The organism is Vibrio nigripulchritudo ATCC 27043 (assembly GCF_000222685.1).
Classification (GTDB): Bacteria; Pseudomonadota; Gammaproteobacteria; order Enterobacterales; family Vibrionaceae; genus Vibrio; species Vibrio nigripulchritudo.
Map to the genome: position 1 here is coordinate 54,731 of NZ_AFWJ01000002.1, position 24,736 is coordinate 79,466.

Sequence of the window (24,736 nt, forward strand, 5' to 3'; positions counted from 1 at the left end):
TATTGATTCGATGAATGATAATCTCCTTGTTGCGTATTCGTGTGGCAAGGAGGTTTTCATGTTAGATCCAATGGCGATATCCGGCTACTTAGGTTGGTTTTTAGCCATTCTTTTCAGTTACCCACTAGTTCTGGTGGGCGTCCAGCTTGCGATTTTCAGCGAACAGAAGCGAAAGCGCGTGACCTTCTGGTTCAATATTGGTGTAGCCGCCGTACTGCTTATCCTGTTTTATTTTCACATGCAAACCGAGGTTATTTACGGTAAGTCACTGTTAGATGCCTGGTACGCGCAAAACCCTAAGGAATAGCTCGTTTTATTCCAATGGTAATTCAGAAAGGCATTTGCGGCACAGGCAAGTGCCTGTTTTGTTTAACGCACTGGTATCTCGTTTTTCGAGCTCAAAGCACCAGCAATGATTGCCACCAGCGCTTATCTCACAGTAAGTTGGGCTGCCACACTTCGCGCAGGCGTGGGTTTGTTTCTCACCGGAAAGCTTATTCATGACTTCCGAGCGTTCCTCTTCCGTCTTATCTTTCCAGCCGATGATTTCATTGATTGTACGGTAGCAACCGCTGCACATACCTGCGTTATTTTTACATGCCGCAACACATGGTGACTTAATTGACATTACTCTGCTTAAAATTTCTGGGGGCTTTAGCCCTTTTTGTTTGAGCCGAGTATATCACTCTTCCGTTGCAACCTTGGGGCAACTTCAAGAATTCTCTCATTAATCAATCGAATTCATATGCATTATGTCTACTATTTGAGTAGCGCTAATATTCTTACGTACACAGAAATGCTTTGCTTAGACTTCGCTCGGTATAAACGGGCGTCATGGGTATTCCCATGGACCAAATCAAAAGATGCATAATCAACGATGAAAAATACAATAAATAATTTGATATCGGACACCGATCATGAGGTTTTGAGCAGCGAGTTAAAAAAGCTGCTGCTCACTCAGGATCGTTTTTACTTTTTCCTTGCCCACACTCCGGATTTTATTTACTTCAAAAACTCAAAACATGAATTTACTTATGCCAGTCAAGCTTTTGCCAACCTGACTCAACATCGCGACTGGAAAGAACTCAGGGGGAAAACAGACTTTGATATCTTTCCGAAAGAACATGCCAGCGTATATTTCAAAATGGAAGAAGACGTGATCAAGAAAGGGCAATCACTCACTGAAATCGAAGAGCCTTATTATGATCTGAATGGCAACGTACGTTGGGTCAGTTCCAGTAAAAGACCAATTTATGACGAGTCGGGAGACATTGTGGGTCTGTTTGGCATTAGCCGCGATATTACGCGAATCAAAGAACTGGAAAATGAGTTGAAAAAACAGGCGTATTTCGATGTGCTTACGCATTTGCCAAACAGAAATTATCTGTTTCAGCATGCCGACAATATATTAGAGAGGGCTGAGCAGGAAGCGCGTGATGTGTATGTTTACTTTATTGACCTTGATGGATTCAAGCAGGTGAATGATCGCATGGGGCATAAAACCGGCGACTGCGTTCTCCAGGTTGCCGCCCAGCGTTTAAGAAAACATTTTGGTGATGTTGGGCATGTGAGCCGGATTGGTGGTGACGAGTTTATCGGAATGGCACTGAGTAACGACGATTTTGAACGTAAGGTAGGCATCGCAAACAATGTGATTGAGTCACTCAACGAACCTATTTTAGTGGATGGGAAATCCATTCATGTCGGGTGTAGCATTGGCATTTCAACCTATCCCCAGCACGGGACGGACATCAGCCACCTGATTCTGATGGCAGACAAGGCCATGTATCGGGCAAAAAATGCCGGAAAAAATACGTTTCGTAGTATTTAAAGCCGTCATCTTTATTTGGTACGAGATGTGTTGATTAATGTCCGGTGAGAATCTGCGTACTGGAGGTGATGTTTGACTGTTAGTTGGCGTCGTGAATGCGTTCCAGCGCTTCTACTCGCCTAAATTCGGATTCTGAGAAAGACTGGTTTCTGAGTGACGCAATGGATTGCGCTTTTTCCTCTGAACTTGAGGTGGCTTGATTGATGGCATCGCGCTGGCTTAAATAAGATTTTATTCGTGAGTCAAACTCTGCACGCTGATTGTCCAGGTCGGCAAGCCGGTTCGCGGCTTCCTCTCCCACCAAATCTGCTCTTGCAAGATGTTTTTCCTGTTCAGATAAATTATTAAGGCCATTCAACTTTTCTACTAGGCTGGCGTTCTTATCGCTGCGTTGTATGTAGTCTGGCTTAGACGCGAGATATTGCTGCCATTGATGGTTAAAGTCGGAGGCGCTTGTGGCTTGCTGTTGTAAGCGTAATTTTTCTAGCGCCATTTCCCGAATCAGATTTTCCTCAGCAAAATAGTTGTCGCGCTCAAGCTCATAGAAATATTCAGCTTGTACGTCCAATACTTTGGCGTGAAGATCTTGCAGCGCATTAAGGTCTAGCACTTCATAGTCGGTAGGTGCGAGTTCGTTCAGCGCAAGTTTGTATTCGATAAATTTATCGAATTCCACATCTTTGATTTTTAAGATTGGGATCGAGCGATTGAAACTGAGTGCTTGGTTTTTTATGTCGCTTAAAGGCTGTTCACCCATGGTTGCAAGAAAGTAATCAATGACCTTACGGGAAGACTCCTGATCTACTTCTGTCCCCTGTAATGAACCGAACTTCCGGTTAACTGCGTCATTGCCTTCGCCAACATTTTGGGAAAGAAAAAAGACCGCCGCCACACTCCCCGAGGCGATGATAATTGCGATAAGCAGAGCGATCTTTTTCATAGTATGTACCTTTTATAATCCCTGATTTTTAAGGCGATTAGCGTGTTGCCTGTAAATCGTGACCGGATCCGTTTCAAACAGATGGTGGATTCCCAGTAACCCGTTCACTTCGTCCAAATGATTCATCTTGTAGTTATCTCGAATCACCTGACCCAGATGGCTACTGCACCTTCCAACCAAGCCATCATTCGGCTCACTAAAGGCTAGTCCTAACACACCCATCACCGCATCAGAAGGGTCTAGCACGTTAGTTACGGTCGAGGTACCACTCCAAGAGTAATAATATACGCCGTTACTCGCCCGTTTCTGTCCGTTGCCACATTTTGAGGTTGGCACCCCTTCGGGGTAATGGCGGTTAAATTTTAGCGATCCTTTGGTCGTTAACGAGCGCAGTGAAGCAAGCGGGTCTTGTGGTAAAGCACTTCCCCCTGAAAGAACACCAATCAGCGTGCTTAAACCTTGTGCCATTTTAACGGCAAGATCTTCAGAAACGGAGCCGGGCGGCACTGTTCCCCTAACGATATCTGCAATGGTAGAGCCTTTGTTGACCCCTCCGACGCTTGTCACAGACGCGACAATGTCCGGTCGGACAGATGCCACATAACGGGAAGTCGGGCTGCCGTGGCTGTGTCCGATTAGGTTAACTTTACTGGCACCAGTAACCGCCAGAACGGATTCAACCTGTGCCAGAAGCTGTTCACCTCTGGCTTCAGAACTGTTAGTGGCGGAGACCTGTGCAACATAAACACTGGCACCACTTTTCGTCAGTGCCTGTGGGACGCCAAAGAAATAGTCGACGCCAGCCAGTTTATCGAAGCCAAATAAACCGTGAACAAGCACGATAGGGTAGTGCGTTTGGGTGTAGCCAGTTTGGGTTGCCCCTCCGGCACTAGCACCAGCCCAGGTAAAGGTGCTGGCGGAGAGCAATAGAGCGAGTGTGAGAATCCTTTTCACGTCGTTTTCCTCTACAAGTTAGACCTCGGATGAGTTAATAAAATGTAGCGAAAATGTTAATGCTATTTTGGTTCAAAAATGAGAACTGTGAAGAAAACGAATATTTTCAGGTGACTGATTTATGAACAAGAAAAAGACCGGGAAAGAGTTAAGACACTAAATAATATAGAAGTTATCTTTTGAAGTGAGTTGAAAAAGGGAGCATCTCATTGTTCGAAGGTTTGAGTATGAGAGCCAGAGAGTAAAGCCCACCCCCAGCATGAATGTTTAAAACAGCCAGAGATGGGTATTTGTGTGATCAGAACCTGATATTTAGTCTGAGTGGCTACACTCGATTAGCAACAATCAGGCGCACAGCAGGTAACTTTGTTAATGCTTAGCGATGGTTTGCTTTCAACGCAGCATTCGTCGCCTTCATCACAGCAGTTGCCTCTGTTTTCTTCACAACAATCTGTATCGCAACACACTTTTCTTCCAAGCTCCGTTTCTTCGGAAAGGTAGAAGTTAGTGAATTTGGTGATGAATTCCTCTGAAACAGATTTTTCAGCAACTCCAGTTTCCATAAGCTTCTTCTGCCATTTTTGCGTTTTTGGCAGATCGCTCAGAAAGTCAAAACCCGTGTACTGTTTCACAATGTGAGCGCGATGAAGAAGTGGTAGCCAGGCTATATCTACGTTGCTGATCTCTTCACCACTGAAGAACGGACCTTCGTTCAGAGCTTTCTCTGCTTTTTCAAAAGCGGAAATCAACTTGGCGCCTCGTTCTTTCAGAGTCTCTTCGTCTTTACTGCGCATTGTGCTGCATTGCGTCAGGTAGTGCTTTGTTGCCTGATAACTCCAGGCACGGTTAATCGCTTTTTGCTCGGGAGTCAGGTTGGGCTGAAGTGGGGTTGTGACTTCATCGATGTACTCCGCGATCGCGTCGGACTCAAACAATGCCTGACCAGAGTCGGTAACTAACAGTGGCACCTGTCCGTTAGGAGAAAGCTCCAAAAACCAATCTGGCTTGTCGCTCAAGCTGATGTATTCAATGTCGTAAGGCACTTTTTTCGCTTCAAGCAAAGCGGTGACACGTTGTACAAATGGGCAGATTGTAAAGCTGATAATTTTCATTTTTTCTGTTCTCTCTTGGTGATTTGTCTATAAGACGCAGGGGCTCAGAAAAAGACGAAGAAAAAATGAAAAAATTACCTCGAAAGAGCGACAGACTTTAACAGCTATCGCAGCTTTTTGATTTTGAATCGCAATCTATCATGCCGCCATTTTTCCCTAAGGTGACATGGCAACAGTCTTCAAACTGCTTTTTGAGCTCTTGTCTGGCTTTATGAACGCGAGACTTGAGGGTGGAGTAACTAATGTTCTCCTGAAGTGCCAGAGATTTTTGAGATTCCTGCTGAATATCAACGGCGAAAATCAGTTTGGCGCTCTGTTCTGGTAGTGTCTGAATGAAAGGAAGCAGGCAGCGAGAAAAGTCCTGTGTTGGCTCTTCTTCTGCATTGGCATACCACAGATCTCGCTCGTCTACCGAGGACTGTCGAGCTCGCTTGCGGTAAAAATCCATAATGGCGTTGTTTGCGATCTGGAAAAGCCACGACTTCAGGCTTTCCCAGTTTTGTACCGTATCCAGCTTTTCGTATGTTTTGACTAATACGTCCTGCAGAATATCTTCGACATCATCTGGGCTGGATACCCGAGAATGTAAGAATGCTTTGAGGCTTTGTTGATATTCCTGCCATACGGTCTCGAAATTTTTCATAGCGTGGTGTTCTCGTACAATTGCGAAATCCCCAGTGACCTAGATTATCAAAGCAAGATCATTATCAAAACAGCATCATTACCAAAACAGCGTCAGAGCTGATTACTTTTTAAGGATGGCTGCGCATTCTGAATAGCTAGGGCTGTCGCCTTCACCAAAATCCCAAATCTGCTTAGACGCGTAGTAAGCGTAATCTTTGTTGGCGGGGTATTCTCTCTTTCGTTCTAATTTTTTATTGATGTAGATGGTTCTCATCTCCGATCTCTGATTGTAATTCAGTTCACGAGACTGAGAACAAATATGGCTTAAACCTTCAAATGCATAAGCCGTAATTTCTTTCTTCCACGAGCTCGCATAGCTGGTGGACGATAATAATATGAGCAATAAAACTGACTTCTTCACTTGGCTTCCAACCCTAACTCTGAATTTGCAGCTAACCTAGCAGTGCTAAGTTGATTTTTCGAGATAACACGTTGAACAATATGATTAAAATATAAAGATTCTTTTTATGAAGTACCCGAGGAATCACTCGGGTACTAACAATTGTAGCAACGTATATGAGCTCTGCGAGAAGAGATTTGGCTGGTGTTTTTTTGGCTCAGTTATCAGTTTGTAATTGCTCAGCTATTCGATTCAACTGGTGAAAAATCCGTTTTCGTTCTATTGGCGAAAGCCACCAGAGAGAGCATTACCGGAACCTCAACCAGCACACCAACGATGGTCGCCAGTGCGGCACCTGAGTGAACCCCAAACAGGCTGATAGCCACAGCAACCGCAAGTTCGAAGAAATTCGATGCACCTATCATTGCACCTGGAGCCGCGACACAATGAGGTTGTTTCGACTTCTTCATCCAGTAATACGCAATCGCGAAGATAAGATAGGTTTGAATAAGTAAAGGGATAGAAATCAACACAATGTCGATTGGGTTATCAAGAATTGTATTCGCCTGAAAGCCAAACAAGAGAATGACAGTACCCACCAATCCAACAATGGAAAGAGGTTTGATGGTATTTCCAAGTGCATCGACCTTTTTCTGATCTTTCAGGAAGTGCCTTGTTGCTACCCCAGCGACCAAAGGCACGATGACAAACAGAGATACAGACAGAAGCAAGGTATCCCAAGGAACAGTAATGTCGGTCATTCCTAAAAGAAGCGCGGCAATAGGGGCAAACGCGAGCACCATGATGATGTCGTTGATGGCGACCTGTACCAGAGTGTAGTTTGCGTCACCTTTCGTTAACTGGCTCCACACAAAAACCATGGCTGTACAAGGTGCAACACCCAGTAAAATCATGCCCGCGATGTACTGCTCTGCCAAATCATCGACAATCCAGTTGCCAAACACATATCGCATAAACACAACCGCAAGTAGAGCCATGGTGAAGGGTTTCATCAGCCAGTTAATAACCACGGTGATGAGTATGCCTTGCGGTCTCTGATGAATTTTTTTAACGGACGAGAAGTCTATTTGCATCATCATTGGGTAGATCATCAGCCAGATCAGTACCGCGATAACCATATTGATTTGTGCATACTGTAGCGACGCTAAATACGAGAAAAAGTGAGGGAAAACATATCCACCTAAAACCCCAGCGATCATGCCGAGACCGACCCAAACACTTAAAAATCGTTCAAAAATACCCATAGGAATCACTCGTTAATCAAACATGTCAGTTTATCTGTGACAAATGACAGCCTGATGATTGGTTAAATTTGCATATATGCATTTGCGTATATGTTAGTTCAATTGCTTTCACTGTCAATCGAAAATTGAGCATCCAAATGAACGAGATCTATTGATTCAGCCTGATAGATATTGAGGTGTGAATAGGGGAGTGAGTGCCATTGGGCGTTTTTTCAATACCTTGGGCAATTCTGCTTTTTGCCTGCTTCGAAGGGGATAACTCGAGTGATTTGAACAAACTAAAGTCTGTAATAAAAAATTCACTAAATTGAGTAAGTTGCATCCAGACCTTTTTCAATAAGGCTTTATGGTACTTAGGAGTTCAGCTCCGGCTGGGGTGGCACTGCGAGCAATATTGAAAAAAATCAGAAATGTCATTACATTGAAATTATAGTGTAACAAAACAATGGGTGAGAAGATGCAGCATCAAGAAATGATTCAACATTCACATTTCGGCGTAGTAAGCCGTACCGTATTATTTTCACTCGTATCAGTCGTTTGTATCCTGATGATTATATGAGTGTAGATCACAAATAAGCCCCAGACTTCATTATTGAACTCTGGGGCTTTTTCTTTTTATCTCTGCTAAATATCATTATGAAGTGGCATATTCGATGGCGGCTCTGGCCAGTAGTCGCGTTGAGTCCAGTGTTGGAATAGGGGAGTTTTCATCGCTCAGCACAATTGGCAGTTCCGTACAGCCTAAAACAACCGCTTCACACCCCTGATTTTGGAAATCTTCAATCACAGACTGCAAATATTCAATTGCCTCTGTTGGTGTCCGCCCAAGTACCAGCTCATTCATGATCAGCTCTCCAACTTTTTTACGTTGCTCAGCATTTGGTAGTACAGCTTCAATACCAGCATTTCTCATGCTGACAGGGTAAACATCGCTTTCGGTTAGCCATTGAGTACCCAGTACACCCACTTTCTTATATCCCTTTGTTTTTGCGTGTTGTGCTACCACTTCTGCAATGTGTAACCAAGGCAGAGAGGAGTGGGGTTCGACTAAAGAAAAAGCCTGATGAATGGTATTGTCAGGGCAGATAACAAATTCCGCACCAGCAGCTTTCAGACGCTCAACAGAATCTAGCATCAATCGCGCAACGCCCTGTTTGTCGCCTTGATTCAGGGCATCGACATAAAGAGAAAGAGACGGTGTGTGCATGCTGATATCGGGGTGCTGATAATTGCCAAATTTAGCGATACTTTCGCTACAAATCGTGGTGTAACAAAGTGCGGCACCTTCTGCCGAGCACCCAACGATTCCAATCTTTTTCATTCTGTGTCTCCCTGATATTGTTTGTCCTAACCTTAACTTACATTTGGGTGTGTCGCGTATTTTCAATACATGAAGGCTATTGGGGCATTAATCTGACGTTCTCAGTTAACCGAAGGAAGAAGAAAATGAAGCTGAAATACACCATTCTATATGTTGAAAACGTGGAACAAACTCTAGAGTTTTATGAAAATGCTTTTGGTTTGAAAAGAGCGATGCTTCATGAGGGGGGCGACTACGCAGAACTGGATACAGGAAACACCACGTTATCACTCTCTTCGTTGGATCTGATGAATCGACTTGGAAAAGGAGCGCAGCGCCCGACTAAAGGGAAACCTAATTTTGAAATTGCATTTGAAACGGACGATGTGGCAGGTTCGCTGCAAAAAGCATTAGACGCAGGGGCAGAGCTTGTTCAACCTGTGGAGGAAATGCCTTGGGGGCAAACCACATCATATGTGCATGATATTAATGGCTTCCTGATAGAGATATGCTCACCCGTTTCTGGTGTATAGGCTAGGTCAACAGACCCTAATTGCGCTTTAGGATAAGCACACTTTGTTCAGTTAACCCCGAATCTGATAGTATCGGGGTTAAATTTATGAAATTCAAAGTGGTTTATATATGAAAACAAAGCTGTTTCTGCTGGTTGCCGGAGTTTTAGCAACGGTTGCTAACCTAGAAGATGAACGCTATTGGGCTGCTGTAATGATATTCGCAACCATCGCGTACTACGTTATGAAGCATTTTCGCAGCAGAGAAGCGGATTAATACCCTTCATCAAACAATTGAGCTCGAATATCCTGTCTTGTCGCGAGCTGAGTAGGCGTCACTCCCAACCAGTGTTTTATTTCCCGGCACATATGTGCCTGATCGGAATACTGAAAGTCGTAGGCAATATCTGAATGGTTTCCGCTCGTTATGATGGCTTTTGCGCACTGGCGAACCCGCGCCAGTCGCAGCCAGAATAGGGGAGACTGAGATGTATGTTGCTTTAAGGTTCTTTGTAACGTTCTTATACTGATTCCCAGCACTGCAGCGATACTGGTAATGTCTCCCGGCTCCTTTCTAATGCATTGAAGCAATTCCCAAACGTTGTCATTTACCTGCGTATTGTTTTCTATGTAATCCTCTAACCATGTTTCATCAAAAGGCTTCTGTTTCAAAGCTGCGAGATCTAAGCCTTTAAACGAACAACCTGGCTTTAGCCTGAAGCCAAGCATCTCAGTCCCTTTTTCGATATCGACAGCAATAGTCTGAGTATAAAGTGGGGAGATATTAATGACTGGTGAAGCTTGGTTCGGTTGGACAATGATGACATCCTGACAGCCATCCGGAATCACAAACGCACGTTTGTCTGCGTCTGCATTCGATTTCCAGATTTCGATGATATTAGCTTGATGCATAAGGTTTCACTGAACGAGCTGATTGTTTAAGATTAACACAAATTAGTTGGGTAGAATTAAACAGGAACAGAGATTAATGAGTGAAAAAATTGCTGTAGTACATGATAGCCAGACCCATGAATTCAAAATTGAAGTGGCACCAGACCAATGGGCAAAGGTAACGTATCGCCCGGATGGAGACGTATGGTATGTCGATCACTCCTCAGTGCCACAAGCACTCAGAGGTCAGGGTAAGGGTTCCGTAATGATGGAAGCGGTTTTGCCAGAATTTGAAAAACTGAACGTGAAAATTGTGGCGGAATGCAGCTATGTGAAGCACTACCTGAACAAGCATGAAAACTGGCAGCATTTGCTCAAATAATCCTAGATCGATAGACCCTATAACGCAGCAAATAAAAAGGATGGCGAGTAGCCATCCTTTTTGACCTTTCAGAAGTTATAAAGAAAGCAGGTAATCCAGCCCACCTTTAATTGATGCAACCTGTGCATCATTGCACTCTTCATCGGTGACTTTAGGGCTGTCGGGATACACTTCGGTGGTCGTACCGTATTCGCACCCGGTAAATCCACTGCACAAGCCTAGCTTGTTGGTTGGATAATTAATCACACCATGTTGAACCACTGGCGAACCAATGATGTTGCCATCACTGTCTGGTGGAGCGATATGCGTCACCTTCTCCACGGCTTTGATAATCGCGGTCTGGAAAGCTTCATTCGGGTTTTCGGTATCGCCTACCAGATAAAAGCCGTCGGGCACAAGATCTTCTATGTATTCCAATCCATCTCTGGCTGCCAGCGCGGGGCGGAACTCAGACTCGTCAGTATCTGTTGTTTCGTGAAGGTCGATGTGAGCATAAATGCCAGTACCTAAAGATTTCACCATTGCCATTAAGTTGGCAGACTCTTCAGCAGGCGAGTTTTCATAAAATGAACGATTTGGATCAACAGCGTTGGGGTTCCAACGGTTAATGGTTTCGTAACCCCAAGGGCTTATGCATGGTGCGACAATCAGATTAAAGTGCTTTTCATACTCATGACCAAGTTGATCAACAAATTTAAGGGCACCATGAACACCACTGGTTTCGTAGCCATGAACGCCGCCAGTCACTAGAATCGTCTTTCGGTTGATGTCCCAAGTTTTACTCTTGATAGCAAATAGTGGGAAGCGGTCGGTATCGTAACTCAGTGCACCGTATTGGAAGACGTCAAAGCGTTCGCGTAAGGCGTTTATTTTGGTGACAACGTCACTGTTGTAGTCACGTTTTACCGACGTCGTTTCCAGCCACGCTTTTTTCTCTTTGTCGCCCCAAGGCTGGCCTTGAGTTCCGATAGGGTATTGAAATCCGCTTTTCATTGTTCACCTATTTTGCAGTTTTAGTCTCTTTCAGGTCATTATATCCTTATTCAGTAATGACTTGATAAGTTTCTAATTCGTCTTGCGTCATGTAATGCATGCCTTCTGCAGTTGCAGCTTCCAAGGTAAAAAAGTAGAAATCCTCTGGTAGCGGGAGACCGATAAGCTTGTAGAAGCGGATGTAGGGTTTGTGCTCTGAGTGTGTTTTTGGCAGATCAGCACCTTCGTATTCGTCGTTTGACCAAGAGTGAACGCCAAGATAAGCGCCTTTATCCACAGTTCGTTTGTAACCAGAAAGAAACAGGTCAGTCCCGCCTGATGCGACCCCTCCTTTTATTACTTCACCAAACTCATCAGTTTGATTCCACTTGGAAGACACGTGCGTGTGCAGCTTTTTCGAGTGGAAAAGAGTAGCCAGCTTTAGATTGGTTTCATCGTCCACCGAGCCACCAACATCGAGAAATACAATTTTTTTCAGGTTGGGGTGATTGTCGAGCATGTCAAAAGCAGCGATTAACGTACCATCACAGATTACGCCGGCAACTTCTGCCGTGTGTCCTTCTTTATCAACTGTAAATTGTGCTGCGTCTTCATTGGTGATATCGGCTTGTTCAAGTATTTCTGGGTGGCATTCTGATGAATATTGGCTGGTAGCGGCCATTGTCTGGGTAGAGGCAAGCGCAGAAAGTATGCAGGAGAGTAGAACTTTTCGAGTCATTTTTTTGATTGTCAGTCAGGTAGATTTGTCTGAATTTTAGACGCTAATTGACGGAGGGTGTTACTGCTTGCATGTAAGGGTTTGTCAGGAACAAAAACGGCAGCCAGGGCTGCCGTTTTATCCAATTAGGTGTCGTAGAAAGGGGCGGGATCCACTTCAATATCTTTCGGAGAAATTGCGCCCTCAATTTTCACGTTACTGTTTTTCAAATCGACATAGGAGACTTCAATAAAGCGTTTGAATTTTCTGGAATAGAAACATTTCACCACGGGTTTAAGTGGCTGCTGACTGTTTGACGTCCAGGTGATCCCGACACGACCATCACTCAATTCAACCAGAGAGCCGACCGGGTATACCCCAATACAGTTAATGAACTTGTACACCAGATCCTGATCGAGCTGGGCAGGGGTCATACTAAGAAGGATCTTAAAAGCTTCAGCAGAGCTCATGCCTTCTTTGTAGCAACGGTGTGCGGTGAGGGCGTCATATATATCCACAATGCCACTCATGCGACCATGCAGCGGAATCTCGTCGCCTTTCAATCCATTCGGGTAGCCGTTTCCATCCAGCTTTTCATGGTGCATCAGACAGACATCCTGACTTACCTTGCTTAGCCCTTCAACATTCTCGATGATGTCTCCGGCATACACCTGATGGAGCTTCATGTGTTCAAACTCTTCCGGAGTCAGACGTGCAGGTTTGTTCAGAACTTTGTCGTCCACCTTGATCTTACCCACATCGTGAATGATGCCGCCAATGGCCAATTCACGAAGTAACGTCTTGTCCATTCCGAGATGTTTGCCGAAAGTTACCAGCAGGCATGACACGTTAACGGAGTGCTCAAGCAGGTAGGTGTCTTTATTTCTGAGTGCCGACACGCATTTAATGGCATCGGAATCGACTAAAACCGTTTCAATAACATCGTCTGCCCAGTCTTCCAGGGCCTCAACTTCGAACGTGTTGCCTTCAAACGTTTCATTGAGCAGTTTCTGCGCCAGCCCTTTCGCTTCTGCAATCAGCTTTTTGGCCTTATTTTGTCTGATTTCTCTGGACGGCAGCTTTTTGTTCGGAGCGTTTACTCCTGGCTCGTCTTGTTTCTCTGCCTTTGGTTCATCATCTAAAACGGGTTTGAATACGCAGTCTTTGGCAGAGAGTTTTTCATCTACCCAAGCAAAACGTACTCCGCTGTCTGCTAACTGTGTAATGGCTTTTTGGGACGAAACTCGCCCAGCGTTAGAGAGGTTTACTCGCTCACTGTTTTCAATGCCTGTCACGAACATCCCGATATTAAGGTGCTCAATAGCTATTTTTATAGAATTCTCAGGTTTGTATTGCATCAATTCATAACCAGTATTTGCCGCATAAATTCAAGATGGATGAGATTTATAAATATTGCATTTTTCCTTTATCTTGCACGGCGTTGCTATCATAAAAATGTCTGCCGGAACTCCTTTACCAGAGACTTGTTAAGTTTAGGTGATCTCTTGCAGTTTTGGAGAGATCGATTGCAAAAAACGAAATCTATTATGAGACCCACATCTTATTTCTCAAATATGAAATGAGCTTTAAAATAAAAAAGCAAACAATTTGAGTAATGGGTTAATTGTTATAACTGTTAATTTAACTTATGGAAATATCACATTATTTGTGGGGTAATTGCACTTTAGAATCATTTTATTAGGGTCATCTAATGTATTTTGACTGCATACTTATGTACCAATGATGAAGCTTTTCATCGTCTTTTTTGACCCATAAATCATTTCTGTAAAGCTCAATTTTTCCGGTAACAGATATATGTAGAGAGTTGTCGTCGAAGTTATCTACCTTAATAAAAGGATCACTGGTGATAAGAAAAGGTGATTCCTCATCAATGTCCGAACCTTTGATCGTCAGGTAATAGTGATAGGTGGCATCTATTGAAGGATCGGTCGAAATGACCCGATAACCTACCAAGCGAAACGGTTCCGCTAGATCCTGCTCAAGTACTTGCTTTTCAACCTTGCTGATAGCTGGCATAAATAGCCACGCTGAGAATGCAAGCAAGAACAGTGAAACGATAGACAGCCAAATTTTTAGCGTTCGCATTTCAAGGTCTGTCCAGCGTTTTCAAGTGATCCAGTACATCGTGAAGCGATGGCATGATGTGGTGACCAAAACGTTTAACTTCGTCACAAGGCTGCACCAGATCTGGAATCTGAAAGGCGGTCATTTGGGCTGCAACTGCCGATCGTACACCGTTATTTGAATCCTCAAAAGCAAGGCATTCAAGTGGTGAAACTTTAAGGCGATTTGCTGCCAGCAAGTAGATTTCAGGGTTGGGTTTTCCGTGGGTGACTTCGCAACCCGTTGTTACATTGTCGAAAAAACCATCCAGACCGCTAAGGTTTAATTTTACCTTCGCCACTTCTTTTCTTGTGGAGGTCGCGACCGCAAGGGGCACCTGTTTGGATTTGAGCCACTCCAGAAGTTCTACAACGCCATCTTTGACCGGGATCGCCTGATTAAGCACTACACCATCGTAATGTTTCTTCCATTCACCATGAAGGGTGGAGTAATCAATATACTCGTCGTAACCTGCCCGCAGAGTTTGTTCGATACCCGTCGCGTTCTTGCCGATGATAGAAAAATAAACATCATCAAGAAACGGAATACCGAGAGTTTCACAGGCTTGTTTGAATATGGTCATACAGACTCTTTCAGTGTCAAGAAGGAGCCCGTCCATATCGAAAATAGCGGCTTGATAATTCATAGGAGGAAATGTTAATTGGAACAGAGTGTCGTATTGTGACATAAATCATTACAAAACAGCAGGAAAAATAGTGAACGATAAACTTTCCCTATTTACAGATAAACCTCTTGCGCAAAGCGACCAAATTAAAGGCGACGATCGCCGCCTTTACTAACAAATCTTAGCCCTTTGCAAATGTGCGTAATGCGCATCCATCGTATTGAATCGAATCTGACGCTACTACCTGGTTTTCGCAATCCAGAATTAGCAGGTGAATCTTTAAATGAGTAATCGACTTCTTTCGCCCGATGTAGCGGCGTAACCCGCTGGTGACGTCCATGGAATAGCGGGTGTGTACATAGCGCAGAGCGTGTTTTGACCGTAGGTCGTATTTGTCTCTCGTCGCCAGAGACGGGTTACAGTGTCCGGGGGCGCCATGACATTGCCCATGACCAAACAACATGAGCCTGCCTGCGAAGCTTGGGTCATCATACCCAGTAGATTCATTGCATCCGGGATTATCGATATACGCCCGAATTTCGAAACTGTTCTTAGGTGGTCTCAGGCGCAAGAAGTCCAGTTGAGCTCTGACGAATCCCGCTTCCACACTGCCTAGGCTCAATTCCTTCACATGGTGCACACCAGCCGAGAGAGGTTTCGGCGTAATGGTATCCACGGTGCCTGTATCAGCAACGGCGGTTTCTACGGAATCTTCTGAGTAGATGTACCTGAGTGTTTCTTCATGATCGATAAGGTCAGACCCAATTCGACTGTCGTAAACCACATGATCAAGAATGATCTGAGGAATATTGGTATGCGGATGAAGGGTTTGCCAGTCTGCCCAGATTTTATCGACCATACAATGGTGCAGCCAGAAAATGGGGTCATAGGATGCCGATATCACTCTGCTCATATCCCCACTGTTCGCTGGCAAAGGAGAGCTGGAATTTTGCCCGCCCACAAACACGTGAATAGCACCGTGGGCACCGCGATCTAAATCCGCCTGAAAGCGAACAAAGCTTGGATTCGTCAGGTATCGGTCAACCTCATTTTTCAGTATCGGTATGTTCTGCCTAAACTGATCTGGGTATCTGCGAGTGAACTCCTCGTCTCCGGACAAACCTTGAGAGATAACCCGATACAGGCTTTTTGCTCTTGCAAGTGGGTTGTCGGTTTCTTCGCCATCGGCGTTAGTGTAGGTAAGCTCGTTGAGCAGCTTAGGCAAGCCATTTGATGCGTGGGTAGAAGTTTTAAACTGTGTCCAGTCCCAATAGGGCAGTGTCAACTCTAAGTCCGGATCTTCCCGTTTCCATTTGAGTGCGGTATTCAGTGCTTTCTCAAATGAATAGACGTAAGAGCGGTGCCAGGTAAGAAATGCCCAATCAAGATCGTGACACAAGTCCTGATCATAACCGTGAGCTCTGGCAAGGGCAGAGTAGCCACGCTTGTCGCCCACTGCCAATTCCGAGATTTCATACATGGCAGCGTAAGCATCTCGCAAGTCTTGCACATCTTCTGGATTGAGTTTTAGTAGGTTAAATCGAATTAACGGAAGTCCTGCTTGTTTCCTCCGGTAGTTAAGTTTTGCAACGGTAGTCATCCTTAACTCCTGTCGGTGTGTTTGGTATGGTTTATTGTGTTCGGCTCGATAAGTCTGGTTGCAAATAGAGAAGAGAGGTGTATTAAATGTGCGACACAGTAAGCAATGGCATATGAATCCCCCGTGCCAGTCACTTTTTAAACTGGCACTGAGGGTCAGGATGGGCGTCGAATCTGTACTTCAAACTTATACTTGTCAGCGCGATAGAGCGTTTTACAGAACTCAATAGGCGTATCGTCGGTGGCGATCATTTTCCTTTCAATCAACAGCCCTGCGCTGTATGGCGCGACATTTAAAAGCGCTGCTTCTTTGGGTTCAACGACGGTGGCTTCAATAAACTGGTCTGCCTGATTGAGTGACAACTGATAATCATTTTCCAGAATGGTGTACAGGGATTCCGTAGAAAGCCTGTCTGGCGAAAAACCAGGAAGAAGATTACACGGTAAATAGACGGTTTCCATCGCCATGGGTTGCTCATTGGCGTATCGCACACGCATGATTTTGTAGACGAGTTCAGATGGGGAAAGGTTCAGCATCTGGCTGATCTTGGCTCCGGCAGACAAGGTTTCTGTTGAAATGATTCGACTGGTCGGCTTTAAGCCTTTAGCGAGCATCTCTTCAGAAAAAGATCGCAGAGAAAGCTGCTTAGTTTCAGGGCGATCCGCTACAAAGTTGCCAGCGCCCACTTTACGTATGATTCTTCCCTCGGCTTCTAAGTCTAATAAGCATCGCCTTAATGTTTCCCTCGCCACATCAAAACGCTTGCTCAATTCCCTTTCAGAGGGCAAACGCATGCCCGGAGAACTGTTAGCAATAAACTTCATTAATTCGTTTTTTACGCTTGCTCTTTTTGTCATCTGGAGACCTTGAATCGGTATAGACCAATAAAGCCATCCTAATGAACGTGTGTGCATGCTTCAACCAAAAAAATCCTATTTTCAGGTCTTATGTCACTTTAAATTAACATTTGTATCAATAATGAAACAGTTTTGGTCTGCTGTTGGATTGTAAATGTAGACCATTTGATCTAATTCTATAGGTGAAATGTTGAGCAATTATTTTAAAGGAGCGCTCAATATGCAACCTACAATTAGGGTTAGGGACGAAAGGGAGAATGAAGATGATTCGTAAATCCGTAATGAGTTTTGCTGCACTTTCTATCGCTGCGGTTTTTGCCAGCCAGGCACAAGCCACTGTTACCGTTTTAGGGTGGCCAGGTGGTCCGGAAGAAACAGCATTACGTAAAGCCATCGAAATCTACAATTCAAAAAGTGGATTGAGTGACAACGACAAGGTTGAAGCTCTGTTTTTCAACCGTGAAGGATTCTGGGACAAACTGCAGTCTGATCTGGCTGCTGGCACAACAGAGTTCGATATCAACCTGACAGCCACCTATTCACTGGGTCGTTACTCGCCTTACATGGAACCTATCACCTTAACTTCTAACGAAGCTTACGACGATAAAGTGCTGGCAACCATGCAGTATCAAGGCAAGCAATATGGCGTGCCGACTGATCTGTCTTTGCACTTTATGTACTACCGCTCTGATCTGATCGACCAGTTATTGTCAGATGACGACTGGAAGAAAGAATACCGCGCAATCGCGAAAAAGACCTTTGGAAAAGAGATGGATCCGGTTAACCCACAAAACTGGACCTGGGACGATTACAAGGTAACAGCGCTGTTTTTTGCTAAGAAGCAAAACCGCAAGAGCCCGGTTCGCTATGGTACGGTTCTGCAAATGAAAAACCTCTTGTTCAACATGATGGTCTGGCATTCCGCAGCTAAAGCCTATGGTGGTAACTGGTTAGACGAAAGCGGAAACGTGGTTGTAAATTCTAATGGCTATCGCAGCGCGCTGGAGCGATACAAGTCGCTCTACGATGCAGGTTCGTCACCAAAAGATTCGCTTTCCTATGAATACGCAGAAGCCAACGCGGCGTTTGGTGCAGGTCAGGCTGCCACCATGCTGCAATGGAACGCGGCAGCGGGTGACTTAACCGATGCGAGCAAGAATCCAACCATTGCTGGCAAAGTGGGTATTGCTCCTCCTCCACAAGGTCCAAACGGACGCTTCACTCACGTTCATGGTCTGGGCTTTGGCTTGAACAAAGCTTCAACCAATAAAGAAGGTGCGCGTAAGTTCCTTAACTGGCTGGCAACTGCGGAAGCCGCGAAAGCTTATGCGCTGGCGGGCGGTAACCCTGCACTGAGACAGAACGTAGTTAAGGACGTGGAAAGCCAACGACCAGACCTCAAAACTCTGGGTGAGTACGCAGGAAAATACGGGTTTGTTATGAATGGTGGTACATCAGGCAATGCGCTGACGGTGTACGAAGTTCAGGCTCGTGAGTTTACCGGCTATTGGGCAGGGCAACAGAGCCTGGATCAGGCTCTGGAAAACACTGAAAAGTCGATGAAAGAGCTGCTTAAGTAGCGCCTGTCGTATGGGGCTGGTCGTGCTGAATGCACGCCAGCCTTTGAACCCCCTCTCTTTAAAGCCAAGCAAGAGTGAGATGTATGATTCAGCCAACTGTAGACAAGCAAAGCAGACTGTTTACGTTGCCTCTGGTTTTATTCCTGACGTTGTTTCTGGGATTTCCTTTGGTTGCCGACCTGGTATACAGCGTTTCGCAAGTGACGTTCGAAAACCTTCGTTCCCCCAAACTTCAAGGTTTTAATAATTTTGTAGATGTCATCAACGATCCGCTGTTTTGGAAGGCAACCCACTTTTCATTCAAGTTTGGTTTTATTACCGCATTGGTTGAATGTGTACTGGGTCTGTTTCTCGCGGTGTACCTCGCACCACTATTAAAGAAACACCCTTGGTTAATGGCCATTTTGATGATGCCGATGATGGCAGCACCTGCTTTGGTGGGTCTAATGTACCGTCTGGTATTGCATGAGTTTGTTGGTCCGGTTCCGTTTTATTTGTGGGAATGGTTTGGCGACAGCCCGGCATTTCTGGACGCCAACAATGCTATTTACACCTTGATGACCATTGAGATTCTGCAATGGACACCATTCGCTGTCTTGCTGTTTCATGTCGCTTATCAGGCAATCCCTGAAGACGTGAGAAAAGCCGCCACTCTGGATGGTGCGCACGGATTCAAGCTGTTCTGGAACATTGAACTGCCGTTCATGAAACTGGCGTTGTTTACCGCTTTGTTTGTTCGGTTTATCGATGGCTTCCGCGTATTCGATAACGTCTATGTTCTGACCGGAAGTGGGGCAGGCGGATCAACGACCAGCTTATCCATCTACGTGTATCTGGCATTCTTCAAGCAAGGCAATATCGGTAAAGCGGTGGCTGCGTCTATGCTGCTGCTATTCGTCACCTTTGCTGTGTTGTTTGCTCTTAACTATTTCTCATCGAGAAAGAAAGGAGCGCAGTCATGATCGGACGTTGGATCGTTTTTGCCATTGCGGCTTTGCTGATGAATTTCCCGGTGTTGGTGACTCTGCTGACATCATTTAAATCCAATGCGGAAATTGCCTCCAATGCCAGCTTGTGGGTCGAAAGCTGGACGCTGGAAAACTACGTTCAGGTTTTTGCCATCTCAGATCGTTTTGATGTGATTGCGTATCTGATGAACAGTGTCGTGGTCGCCAGCATAGGTGCGGTTTTGCCTCTGCTTTTCTGTTTCCCTGCGGCATACGTAATGGTTCGAAAGGGCTACGGCACTCGTATTCTGATGCCTGCGGTGATCAACCTGCGTGCAGTGCCTTTGATCATCTTCGCCATTCCGCTTTACATGATGTATCAGCCACTCCATTTGCTCGACAGCAAACTTGGCTTGGGTCTGATTCTGGCGATTGTGAACTTGCCTCTTGCGTTGATGATGTCGATTAACGCCATTCATGACATTCCAACGGAGCTGGACAAAGCCTCGCTGGTGGATGGAGCAAGCCCATTCACGTTTTTGGTGAATGTCGCCATTCCTATGTCGAAACCCGTACTGGCTACAACGCTTATTTTCGGTTTTATCACCGCATGGAATGAATTTCTTTTTGGTTTGATGCTAACGACAAAAGACGCCGTTCCACTCACGGTGGGCGCGTCCTTCTTCTTTGCAGCCGGAGGCGGTGGCGTTCAGTGGGGAGTGGCTGCCGCTGTCATGGTAATAGGCACGCTACCCCCAACGCTTCTGGGACTTTTGATTTATAGACAGATTGGTCAGTCCGTAATGGGCGGTGCGGTGAAAGGATAACAATATGAAGAAATATCATATGGATGCAGTACCTGTGATTGATGCGCTACATGGCGGGCTGGTGGTCTCGTGCCAGCCAGTGGAAGACAGCCCGATGGATAAAGATGACATTGTGCTGGCGTATGCCAAAACCGCCATTCTTAGTGGTGCAAAAGGATTAAGAATTGAAGGGGTAAGACGAACCGAGTTTGTCCGAAAGTATGTCGATACCCCAATTATCGGGATAGTAAAACGCGATTTTGAGCAATATCCCGTTCGCATTACCGCGATGAAAGAAGATGTGATTGGATTGATTAATGCAGGTGCAGACATCATCGCAATCGACGCAACGTTTCGTCAGCGTCCGGAGCCGTTTGCGGATCTCGTGAGTTTAGTGAAATCTCAGGGTAAATGCGTCATGGCAGACTGCTCGACGTTTGAAGAAGGCATGGTAGCTGCCGAATTGGGTTGTGACCTGATCGGTTCCACCCTTTCTGGTTACACCACAGAGGTGGTGCCGAAAGACCCCGATTTTGACCTTGTAGAACAATGGGTGGCGCAAGGTTTACGCGTAATGGCAGAAGGTCGTTATAACTCACCCGACGCGGTTTCAAGAGTGCTGGCATCCGGTGCCTGGAGCTGCACAGTGGGTACTGCGATCACTAGACCAGAACTGGTTACTGAATGGTTTGTGGATCATGCAAAGTTAGGGCATGAACGTCATCTTGACCAACAGGTTATCACCAAGTAGTAAGGAAATTTGCATGTCGTCTCTGAGATTACAACAAATCAGAAAAACGTACCCGAATGCCGATCAGGAAACACTCAAAGGGATCAATATCGCGATTGAATCGGGCGAGTTTCTTATCCTAGTTGGTCCCTCTGGTTGTGGTAAATCCACGTTGATGAACACCATTGCGGGGTTGGAAGATATCAGCTCAGGCGAGATATACATCGAAGAACAGGAAGTCAGCCAGGTAGAACCCAAAGATAGGGATATCGCGATGGTGTTCCAGTCTTACGCCTTGTATCCCAATATGACGGTTTTCGACAACATTGCCTTTGGCTTGAAGATTCGTAAATGGGAAAAACAGAGAATAGATGAAGAGGTAAATCGGGTTGCCGACATGCTTCAAATCTCCCATTTGCTTGATCGCAAGCCTGCACATTTATCGGGTGGTCAGCGCCAGCGCGTTGCCATGGGACGAGCACTAGCCAGAAAGCCTAAACTGTATTTGTTCGATGAACCTTTATCGAACTTAGATGCTAAGTTGCGAGTTGATATGCGAACGCAAATTAAGCGCCTGCATCAGCAGCTTCAGACCACCATTGTGTACGTTACCCATGATCAGATTGAAGCCATGACTCTGGCTGACCGAATTGCGGTAATGAAAGACGGAGAAGTGCAGCAGCTAGGCACACCAAAGGAAATCTACAACCAGCCCAATAACCTATTTGTGGCTGGGTTTATGGGGTCACCTTCGATGAACTTTGTTGAGGTGCTAATCGAGCTGGATTCCGCCGAACAACCCGTTTGTAAATTGTCGGGTGTAGAGGGTAGTGAGAAACACCTCGCGCTTCCTTGCGCGTTAAGAAAATATGATGGTGAAAAAATCGTAATGGGCATCCGCCCAGAAGATATTCAGGTCACAGAGAGCGAAGATCAGGATGGGTTACAACTGAAAGCCGAAGTGCTGGAACCGACAGGTCCCGATATTCTGGTCACCAGCCGAATAAACAGTACCGAAATCATTGCTCGTTGCTCCGCTGAATCTGATATCGGATTCGGAGCACAATTCTCAGTCATTCTGGATGTTGGCAAAGCCGTGTTCTTTGATAAATCTACCGAGCTAAGAATCGATACCTGAGCCCCATTTGGGGCTTCATTTTTTAGTCATATCCAACGAAGATCCTCCAAAGACCTTTCCTTACCATACTTATTCTAAGAATTATTATTAGTGAAATCTGATTCATTACACATGGCAATTTTGGATTAAAAAAGATAGGTTAACGTCCCTAGACTGCTGATCTTATTGCGCTGTAAAGATCTCAGCTTTGTTTGTGCTCATTACATGCTTAATTGAATACAGGAGGTTAGATAAGAATGGACAGGCATCTTGAAATTGTTGAAGCGCTGGCAAATGGAATTAACCCTCAGACAGGTGAAGTGCTGCCTAGCGAATCTCCCTACAATAGCCCTGATGTGATTCGGGCACTTTTTTTACACTCTCGATTTTGTTAAAAACCCACCTAAGAAAGCCACTAAAGTAAAGAAAAGTCTAGAGCAAAAACAGGAAGACAATGTTGCTAACGGCTTGCCTAAAAATGCAGGTTTACCGTGGTCGCAAGAACAACGGGATGATTTGAGGACTCAGTTTATTTCAGGGGTAGGAATTACTGTTCTGGCTGAAAACCACGGCAGAACTAATGGGGCAATAACTTCAGAGCTTAAGAAACAAGGCTTGATAGAAGACTAGCTTGCTAATTGATCAGTCTGAAAAAACTACCCATTCTAATTTGTTCCTAAACCCCAACTGCTTCGAATTGTACTACACTCGTTGTTTGTGATTTCATATAGATACAGCGAGTAAAAGAATGAAAAAGCGAACGTTGGCGTTACTTCTAATGACGCATGGAGTAGTGGGGTTTATTGGCTTTGCCGGTGGAATATACGCTCTGCCTATCCTTACTGCACCACCAGCCCCAACCGCAGAGACAATCAAAGCCAAATCGGCTGGCACTGAGTTTACCGCGGAATTTAAACGCGACCTGAAAGACAGCGATGCCTTGCATTGGGGTGAGGGTACTGTTTCGGTTGGTCCTAAGTTCATTACCTTGATGGGAACACTGGCACCGGGACCGGATTACAAGCTTTACCTGTCGCCTGAGTTTGTTGAAACAGAATCAGATTTCAATCGGTTGAAATCTTCCATGGTTCAGGTTGGTGATATCAAAACCTTTGAAAACTTTGCAGTAGAAGTCTCATCAGAAATTAACCCGTCTGACTTCAATAGTGTGATCGTGTGGTGTGAGTCTTTTGGTCAGTTTATCACCGCAGCAAAGTATCAATAGAGCGGCTTTCCGCCAATTTCTTTGCAAGATAAATCAGTAATTATGTTAAAAGTCAGTTACATAGAGGCATGAGTGTCTGACTGAGTTTCTTTTATAAAACTTTGAATATAATCGATAAGTAACACAGGATGGTTGACGGTTATTCACACAAGGATAATACGATGACTATCAACAAGTTAACTCTTATGACGTGTATGGGGCTTGTATCAGCCCCGGTTTTGGCGACTTCTCAACTGGACTACGAAATTGCCAACTGGAAAGGCTTTCAGGATGCCGCAGTGGTACTCGCCTTTGATGACTATTCTCCCGGTCAGAAAGATATCGCCATTCCTCAATTGATTAAACGAGATATGGCAGCAACTATCTTTGTGACGACAGATACAGCAGAGTGGTTAGGGTGGGACACCATTATTGAAGGTCATAACGCCGGCATTGAAATGGCTAATCACACTGTTCTTCACCACGACTTTAATTACGACTACATCGACTGGCAGGGCATAACTCGTCCACCTGTCGGTCCCGATCGCTATGACGATGAAGTAAAAGTGGCGTCGGACCGTATTGAAGCCAATACAGGTAAGCGTCCTACAACCTTTGCTTTCCCGTTTGGCAGCTACAACCGCAGTATTCAACAGTACCTACACGATACTGGCTTCATCGCAGCTCGCGGATGGGATCCGGCAAAATACGTGGTGAATCCTTACGACTTTGCTACTTCGGAAGGGGCGTATTACGAGCTGAGTTCCACCAATGCTTATATTCTGCAAGATCTGGAAAAATTTGAATTCGTGCTCGATTTTGCTCTGGATTCAGGTGGTCTATACATCCTGACGTGGCACAGCATTGTAGGACCAGATGGAGGAGCTGACTGGAGTGAAGTTGTTCCTCAGGGAATCTTCGAAAACCAGTTAGACATCGTGAAATCAAAAGACGATGCCTGGGTAACAACGTTAGAAAAAGCCATAAAGTACCACAGACAAAAAGCGGTAGCAGAGGTGGAACTGGTCAGTGTTGATGCCAAAGCCATGACGCTGAACTTAAAAGATGGTTTGGCGGATGAAGTATACGATGAGCCGTTAACTTTAAAAGTGAAAGTGCCGACGCAATTTGGTGTTTCGAAGGTAGAGCAGGATGGAAAGGTAATACGATTTAAGTGGGACGATCAGTCCATCATTTTTGATGCAGTACCTGATCGTGGCGATATTATCGTTCACAATTGGTAGT

The 24,736-nt window shown here is 45.2% G+C and carries 29 protein-coding genes; 13 read left to right on the forward strand and 16 right to left on the reverse strand.

Annotated elements, in window-relative coordinates; all coding sequences use genetic code 11:
• The first annotated feature begins 58 nt into the window (after positions 1 to 58).
• Positions 59 to 307, forward strand: coding sequence for a hypothetical protein (locus RH89_RS01225; RefSeq protein WP_004398082.1), 249 nt, complete (start codon positions 59 to 61; stop codon positions 305 to 307).
• Between the two features lie 6 nt (positions 308 to 313).
• Here RH89_RS01225 and RH89_RS01230 read toward each other — a convergent pair whose 3' ends face one another.
• A complete protein-coding gene (locus RH89_RS01230; protein WP_038124871.1) occupies positions 314 to 622 on the reverse strand; it encodes a DUF1289 domain-containing protein in 309 nt (102 codons plus the stop codon).
• A gap of 255 nt (positions 623 to 877) precedes the next feature.
• On the opposite strand from RH89_RS01230, the gene RH89_RS01235 reads away from it, so the two are divergent.
• Positions 878 to 1,831, forward strand: coding sequence for a GGDEF domain-containing protein (locus RH89_RS01235; RefSeq protein ID WP_004398084.1), 954 nt, complete (start codon positions 878 to 880; stop codon positions 1,829 to 1,831).
• 79 nt (positions 1,832 to 1,910) lie between these two features.
• On the opposite strand, the gene RH89_RS01240 is transcribed toward RH89_RS01235, so the two are convergent.
• From RH89_RS01240 to RH89_RS01270, 7 genes are all read right to left on the reverse strand, one after another.
• Complete coding sequence (locus RH89_RS01240) at positions 1,911 to 2,771, reverse strand: lipase secretion chaperone (RefSeq protein ID WP_004398085.1); 861 nt, start codon at positions 2,769 to 2,771, stop codon at positions 1,911 to 1,913.
• A 12-nt stretch (positions 2,772 to 2,783) separates the two neighbouring features.
• Positions 2,784 to 3,725: a lipase family alpha/beta hydrolase gene (locus RH89_RS01245; protein WP_004398086.1), complete on the reverse strand. Its 942-nt coding sequence runs from the start codon at positions 3,723 to 3,725 to the stop codon at positions 2,784 to 2,786.
• A gap of 335 nt (positions 3,726 to 4,060) precedes the next feature.
• Positions 4,061 to 4,837 carry a glutathione S-transferase family protein gene (locus RH89_RS01250; RefSeq protein WP_004398087.1) on the reverse strand — a complete coding sequence of 259 codons (777 nt, stop codon included), beginning with the start codon at positions 4,835 to 4,837 and terminating at the stop codon, positions 4,061 to 4,063.
• 97 nt (positions 4,838 to 4,934) lie between these two features.
• Positions 4,935 to 5,480 (reverse strand): RNA polymerase sigma factor SigZ, encoded by a 546-nt coding sequence (gene sigZ, locus RH89_RS01255; protein ID WP_004398088.1) that lies wholly within the window; start codon positions 5,478 to 5,480, stop codon positions 4,935 to 4,937.
• A gap of 102 nt (positions 5,481 to 5,582) precedes the next feature.
• Entirely contained in the window at positions 5,583 to 5,864 is a 282-nt protein-coding gene (locus RH89_RS01260) for a hypothetical protein (RefSeq protein WP_045965144.1), read from the reverse strand.
• A gap of 236 nt (positions 5,865 to 6,100) precedes the next feature.
• Positions 6,101 to 7,126 carry an ACR3 family arsenite efflux transporter gene (gene arsB / locus RH89_RS01265; protein WP_004398091.1) on the reverse strand — a complete coding sequence of 342 codons (1,026 nt, stop codon included), beginning with the start codon at positions 7,124 to 7,126 and terminating at the stop codon, positions 6,101 to 6,103.
• Between the two features lie 634 nt (positions 7,127 to 7,760).
• Positions 7,761 to 8,447 (reverse strand): aspartate/glutamate racemase family protein, encoded by a 687-nt coding sequence (locus RH89_RS01270; RefSeq protein ID WP_004398094.1) that lies wholly within the window; start codon positions 8,445 to 8,447, stop codon positions 7,761 to 7,763.
• Between the two features lie 125 nt (positions 8,448 to 8,572).
• On the opposite strand from RH89_RS01270, the gene RH89_RS01275 reads away from it, so the two are divergent.
• Both RH89_RS01275 and RH89_RS29815 read left to right on the forward strand, forming a co-directional pair.
• Positions 8,573 to 8,959, forward strand: a complete 387-nt coding sequence (locus RH89_RS01275) for a VOC family protein (RefSeq protein WP_004398095.1) — start codon at positions 8,573 to 8,575, stop codon at positions 8,957 to 8,959.
• 109 nt (positions 8,960 to 9,068) lie between these two features.
• Entirely contained in the window at positions 9,069 to 9,215 is a 147-nt protein-coding gene (locus tag RH89_RS29815; protein ID WP_004398097.1) for a hypothetical protein, read from the forward strand.
• Here RH89_RS29815 and RH89_RS01280 read toward each other — a convergent pair.
• Complete coding sequence (locus RH89_RS01280; protein WP_004398099.1) at positions 9,212 to 9,850, reverse strand: helix-turn-helix domain-containing protein; 639 nt, start codon at positions 9,848 to 9,850, stop codon at positions 9,212 to 9,214. The genes RH89_RS29815 and RH89_RS01280 overlap by 4 nt on opposite strands.
• Positions 9,851 to 9,926: 76 nt before the next feature.
• On the opposite strand from RH89_RS01280, the gene RH89_RS01285 reads away from it, so the two are divergent.
• The gene (locus RH89_RS01285; protein ID WP_004398100.1) at positions 9,927 to 10,211 is read left to right on the forward strand and encodes a GNAT family N-acetyltransferase; all 285 of its coding nucleotides are present in this window, start codon (positions 9,927 to 9,929) and stop codon (positions 10,209 to 10,211) included.
• A 75-nt stretch (positions 10,212 to 10,286) separates the two neighbouring features.
• Here RH89_RS01285 and RH89_RS01290 read toward each other — a convergent pair whose 3' ends face one another.
• The 7 genes from RH89_RS01290 to RH89_RS01320 form a co-directional block, all read right to left on the reverse strand.
• Complete coding sequence (locus tag RH89_RS01290) at positions 10,287 to 11,204, reverse strand: M14 family metallopeptidase (RefSeq protein WP_004398102.1); 918 nt, start codon at positions 11,202 to 11,204, stop codon at positions 10,287 to 10,289.
• Positions 11,205 to 11,250: 46 nt separating this feature from the next.
• Entirely contained in the window at positions 11,251 to 11,922 is a 672-nt protein-coding gene (locus RH89_RS01295; RefSeq protein WP_004398103.1) for a hypothetical protein, read from the reverse strand.
• A gap of 125 nt (positions 11,923 to 12,047) precedes the next feature.
• Positions 12,048 to 13,259 carry a cyclic di-GMP phosphodiesterase gene (locus tag RH89_RS01300; protein WP_004398104.1) on the reverse strand — a complete coding sequence of 404 codons (1,212 nt, stop codon included), beginning with the start codon at positions 13,257 to 13,259 and terminating at the stop codon, positions 12,048 to 12,050.
• Positions 13,260 to 13,605: 346 nt separating this feature from the next.
• On the reverse strand, positions 13,606 to 14,007 hold the full coding sequence (locus RH89_RS01305) for a hypothetical protein (protein WP_004398105.1): 402 nt from the start codon (positions 14,005 to 14,007) through the stop codon (positions 13,606 to 13,608).
• A gap of 1 nt (position 14,008) precedes the next feature.
• Positions 14,009 to 14,671: an HAD family hydrolase gene (locus RH89_RS01310; RefSeq protein WP_038144579.1), complete on the reverse strand. Its 663-nt coding sequence runs from the start codon at positions 14,669 to 14,671 to the stop codon at positions 14,009 to 14,011.
• Positions 14,672 to 14,831: 160 nt separating this feature from the next.
• Complete coding sequence (locus RH89_RS01315; protein WP_004398108.1) at positions 14,832 to 16,250, reverse strand: tyrosinase family protein; 1,419 nt, start codon at positions 16,248 to 16,250, stop codon at positions 14,832 to 14,834.
• 155 nt (positions 16,251 to 16,405) lie between these two features.
• On the reverse strand, positions 16,406 to 17,107 hold the full coding sequence (locus RH89_RS01320; RefSeq protein WP_022592778.1) for a GntR family transcriptional regulator: 702 nt from the start codon (positions 17,105 to 17,107) through the stop codon (positions 16,406 to 16,408).
• Between the two features lie 263 nt (positions 17,108 to 17,370).
• Between RH89_RS01320 and RH89_RS01325 the strand changes: the two genes are divergently transcribed.
• From RH89_RS01325 to RH89_RS01360, 8 genes are all read left to right on the forward strand, one after another.
• Complete coding sequence (locus RH89_RS01325; RefSeq protein WP_004398112.1) at positions 17,371 to 18,687, forward strand: extracellular solute-binding protein; 1,317 nt, start codon at positions 17,371 to 17,373, stop codon at positions 18,685 to 18,687.
• An 83-nt stretch (positions 18,688 to 18,770) separates the two neighbouring features.
• Positions 18,771 to 19,649 (forward strand): carbohydrate ABC transporter permease, encoded by an 879-nt coding sequence (locus tag RH89_RS01330; RefSeq protein ID WP_004398113.1) that lies wholly within the window; start codon positions 18,771 to 18,773, stop codon positions 19,647 to 19,649.
• The gene (locus RH89_RS01335; protein WP_004398114.1) at positions 19,646 to 20,461 is read left to right on the forward strand and encodes a carbohydrate ABC transporter permease; all 816 of its coding nucleotides are present in this window, start codon (positions 19,646 to 19,648) and stop codon (positions 20,459 to 20,461) included. Before RH89_RS01330 ends, RH89_RS01335 begins: the two co-directional genes overlap by 4 nt.
• A gap of 4 nt (positions 20,462 to 20,465) precedes the next feature.
• Complete coding sequence (locus RH89_RS01340) at positions 20,466 to 21,191, forward strand: N-acetylmannosamine-6-phosphate 2-epimerase (RefSeq protein ID WP_004398115.1); 726 nt, start codon at positions 20,466 to 20,468, stop codon at positions 21,189 to 21,191.
• 13 nt (positions 21,192 to 21,204) lie between these two features.
• Entirely contained in the window at positions 21,205 to 22,308 is a 1,104-nt protein-coding gene (locus tag RH89_RS01345) for an ABC transporter ATP-binding protein (protein ID WP_004398116.1), read from the forward strand.
• Positions 22,309 to 22,544: 236 nt separating this feature from the next.
• The gene (locus tag RH89_RS30290) at positions 22,545 to 22,682 is read left to right on the forward strand and encodes a hypothetical protein (protein WP_004398117.1); all 138 of its coding nucleotides are present in this window, start codon (positions 22,545 to 22,547) and stop codon (positions 22,680 to 22,682) included.
• A 353-nt stretch (positions 22,683 to 23,035) separates the two neighbouring features.
• On the forward strand, positions 23,036 to 23,512 hold the full coding sequence (locus RH89_RS01355; protein WP_004398118.1) for a DM13 domain-containing protein: 477 nt from the start codon (positions 23,036 to 23,038) through the stop codon (positions 23,510 to 23,512).
• Positions 23,513 to 23,673: 161 nt separating this feature from the next.
• Positions 23,674 to 24,735: a polysaccharide deacetylase family protein gene (locus tag RH89_RS01360; RefSeq protein ID WP_004398119.1), complete on the forward strand. Its 1,062-nt coding sequence runs from the start codon at positions 23,674 to 23,676 to the stop codon at positions 24,733 to 24,735.
• The last annotated feature ends 1 nt before the right edge of the window (position 24,736 follow it).

Excerpts from the sequence above, each read along its gene's own strand:
- RH89_RS01225 (WP_004398082.1), top strand. The coding sequence starts at position 59 with ATGTTAGATCCAATGGCGATATCCGGCTACTTAGGTTGGTTTTTAGCC.
- RH89_RS01235 (WP_004398084.1), top strand. The coding sequence starts at position 878 with ATGAAAAATACAATAAATAATTTGATATCGGACACCGATCATGAGGTT.
- RH89_RS01240 (WP_004398085.1), bottom strand. The coding sequence starts at position 2,771 with ATGAAAAAGATCGCTCTGCTTATCGCAATTATCATCGCCTCGGGGAGT.
- RH89_RS01250 (WP_004398087.1), bottom strand. The coding sequence starts at position 4,837 with ATGAAAATTATCAGCTTTACAATCTGCCCATTTGTACAACGTGTCACC.
- sigZ (WP_004398088.1), bottom strand. The coding sequence starts at position 5,480 with ATGAAAAATTTCGAGACCGTATGGCAGGAATATCAACAAAGCCTCAAA.
- arsB (WP_004398091.1), bottom strand. The coding sequence starts at position 7,126 with ATGGGTATTTTTGAACGATTTTTAAGTGTTTGGGTCGGTCTCGGCATG.
- RH89_RS01270 (WP_004398094.1), bottom strand. The coding sequence starts at position 8,447 with ATGAAAAAGATTGGAATCGTTGGGTGCTCGGCAGAAGGTGCCGCACTT.
- RH89_RS01275 (WP_004398095.1), top strand. The coding sequence starts at position 8,573 with ATGAAGCTGAAATACACCATTCTATATGTTGAAAACGTGGAACAAACT.
- RH89_RS29815 (WP_004398097.1), top strand. The coding sequence starts at position 9,069 with ATGAAAACAAAGCTGTTTCTGCTGGTTGCCGGAGTTTTAGCAACGGTT.
- RH89_RS01280 (WP_004398099.1), bottom strand. The coding sequence starts at position 9,850 with ATGCATCAAGCTAATATCATCGAAATCTGGAAATCGAATGCAGACGCA.
- RH89_RS01285 (WP_004398100.1), top strand. The coding sequence starts at position 9,927 with ATGAGTGAAAAAATTGCTGTAGTACATGATAGCCAGACCCATGAATTC.
- RH89_RS01290 (WP_004398102.1), bottom strand. The coding sequence starts at position 11,204 with ATGAAAAGCGGATTTCAATACCCTATCGGAACTCAAGGCCAGCCTTGG.
- RH89_RS01295 (WP_004398103.1), bottom strand. The coding sequence starts at position 11,922 with ATGACTCGAAAAGTTCTACTCTCCTGCATACTTTCTGCGCTTGCCTCT.
- RH89_RS01300 (WP_004398104.1), bottom strand. The coding sequence starts at position 13,259 with ATGCAATACAAACCTGAGAATTCTATAAAAATAGCTATTGAGCACCTT.
- RH89_RS01305 (WP_004398105.1), bottom strand. The coding sequence starts at position 14,007 with ATGCGAACGCTAAAAATTTGGCTGTCTATCGTTTCACTGTTCTTGCTT.
- RH89_RS01310 (WP_038144579.1), bottom strand. The coding sequence starts at position 14,671 with ATGAATTATCAAGCCGCTATTTTCGATATGGACGGGCTCCTTCTTGAC.
- RH89_RS01315 (WP_004398108.1), bottom strand. The coding sequence starts at position 16,250 with ATGACTACCGTTGCAAAACTTAACTACCGGAGGAAACAAGCAGGACTT.
- RH89_RS01320 (WP_022592778.1), bottom strand. The coding sequence starts at position 17,107 with ATGACAAAAAGAGCAAGCGTAAAAAACGAATTAATGAAGTTTATTGCT.
- RH89_RS01325 (WP_004398112.1), top strand. The coding sequence starts at position 17,371 with ATGATTCGTAAATCCGTAATGAGTTTTGCTGCACTTTCTATCGCTGCG.
- RH89_RS01330 (WP_004398113.1), top strand. The coding sequence starts at position 18,771 with ATGATTCAGCCAACTGTAGACAAGCAAAGCAGACTGTTTACGTTGCCT.
- RH89_RS01335 (WP_004398114.1), top strand. The coding sequence starts at position 19,646 with ATGATCGGACGTTGGATCGTTTTTGCCATTGCGGCTTTGCTGATGAAT.
- RH89_RS01340 (WP_004398115.1), top strand. The coding sequence starts at position 20,466 with ATGAAGAAATATCATATGGATGCAGTACCTGTGATTGATGCGCTACAT.
- RH89_RS01345 (WP_004398116.1), top strand. The coding sequence starts at position 21,205 with ATGTCGTCTCTGAGATTACAACAAATCAGAAAAACGTACCCGAATGCC.
- RH89_RS30290 (WP_004398117.1), top strand. The coding sequence starts at position 22,545 with ATGGACAGGCATCTTGAAATTGTTGAAGCGCTGGCAAATGGAATTAAC.
- RH89_RS01355 (WP_004398118.1), top strand. The coding sequence starts at position 23,036 with ATGAAAAAGCGAACGTTGGCGTTACTTCTAATGACGCATGGAGTAGTG.
- RH89_RS01360 (WP_004398119.1), top strand. The coding sequence starts at position 23,674 with ATGACTATCAACAAGTTAACTCTTATGACGTGTATGGGGCTTGTATCA.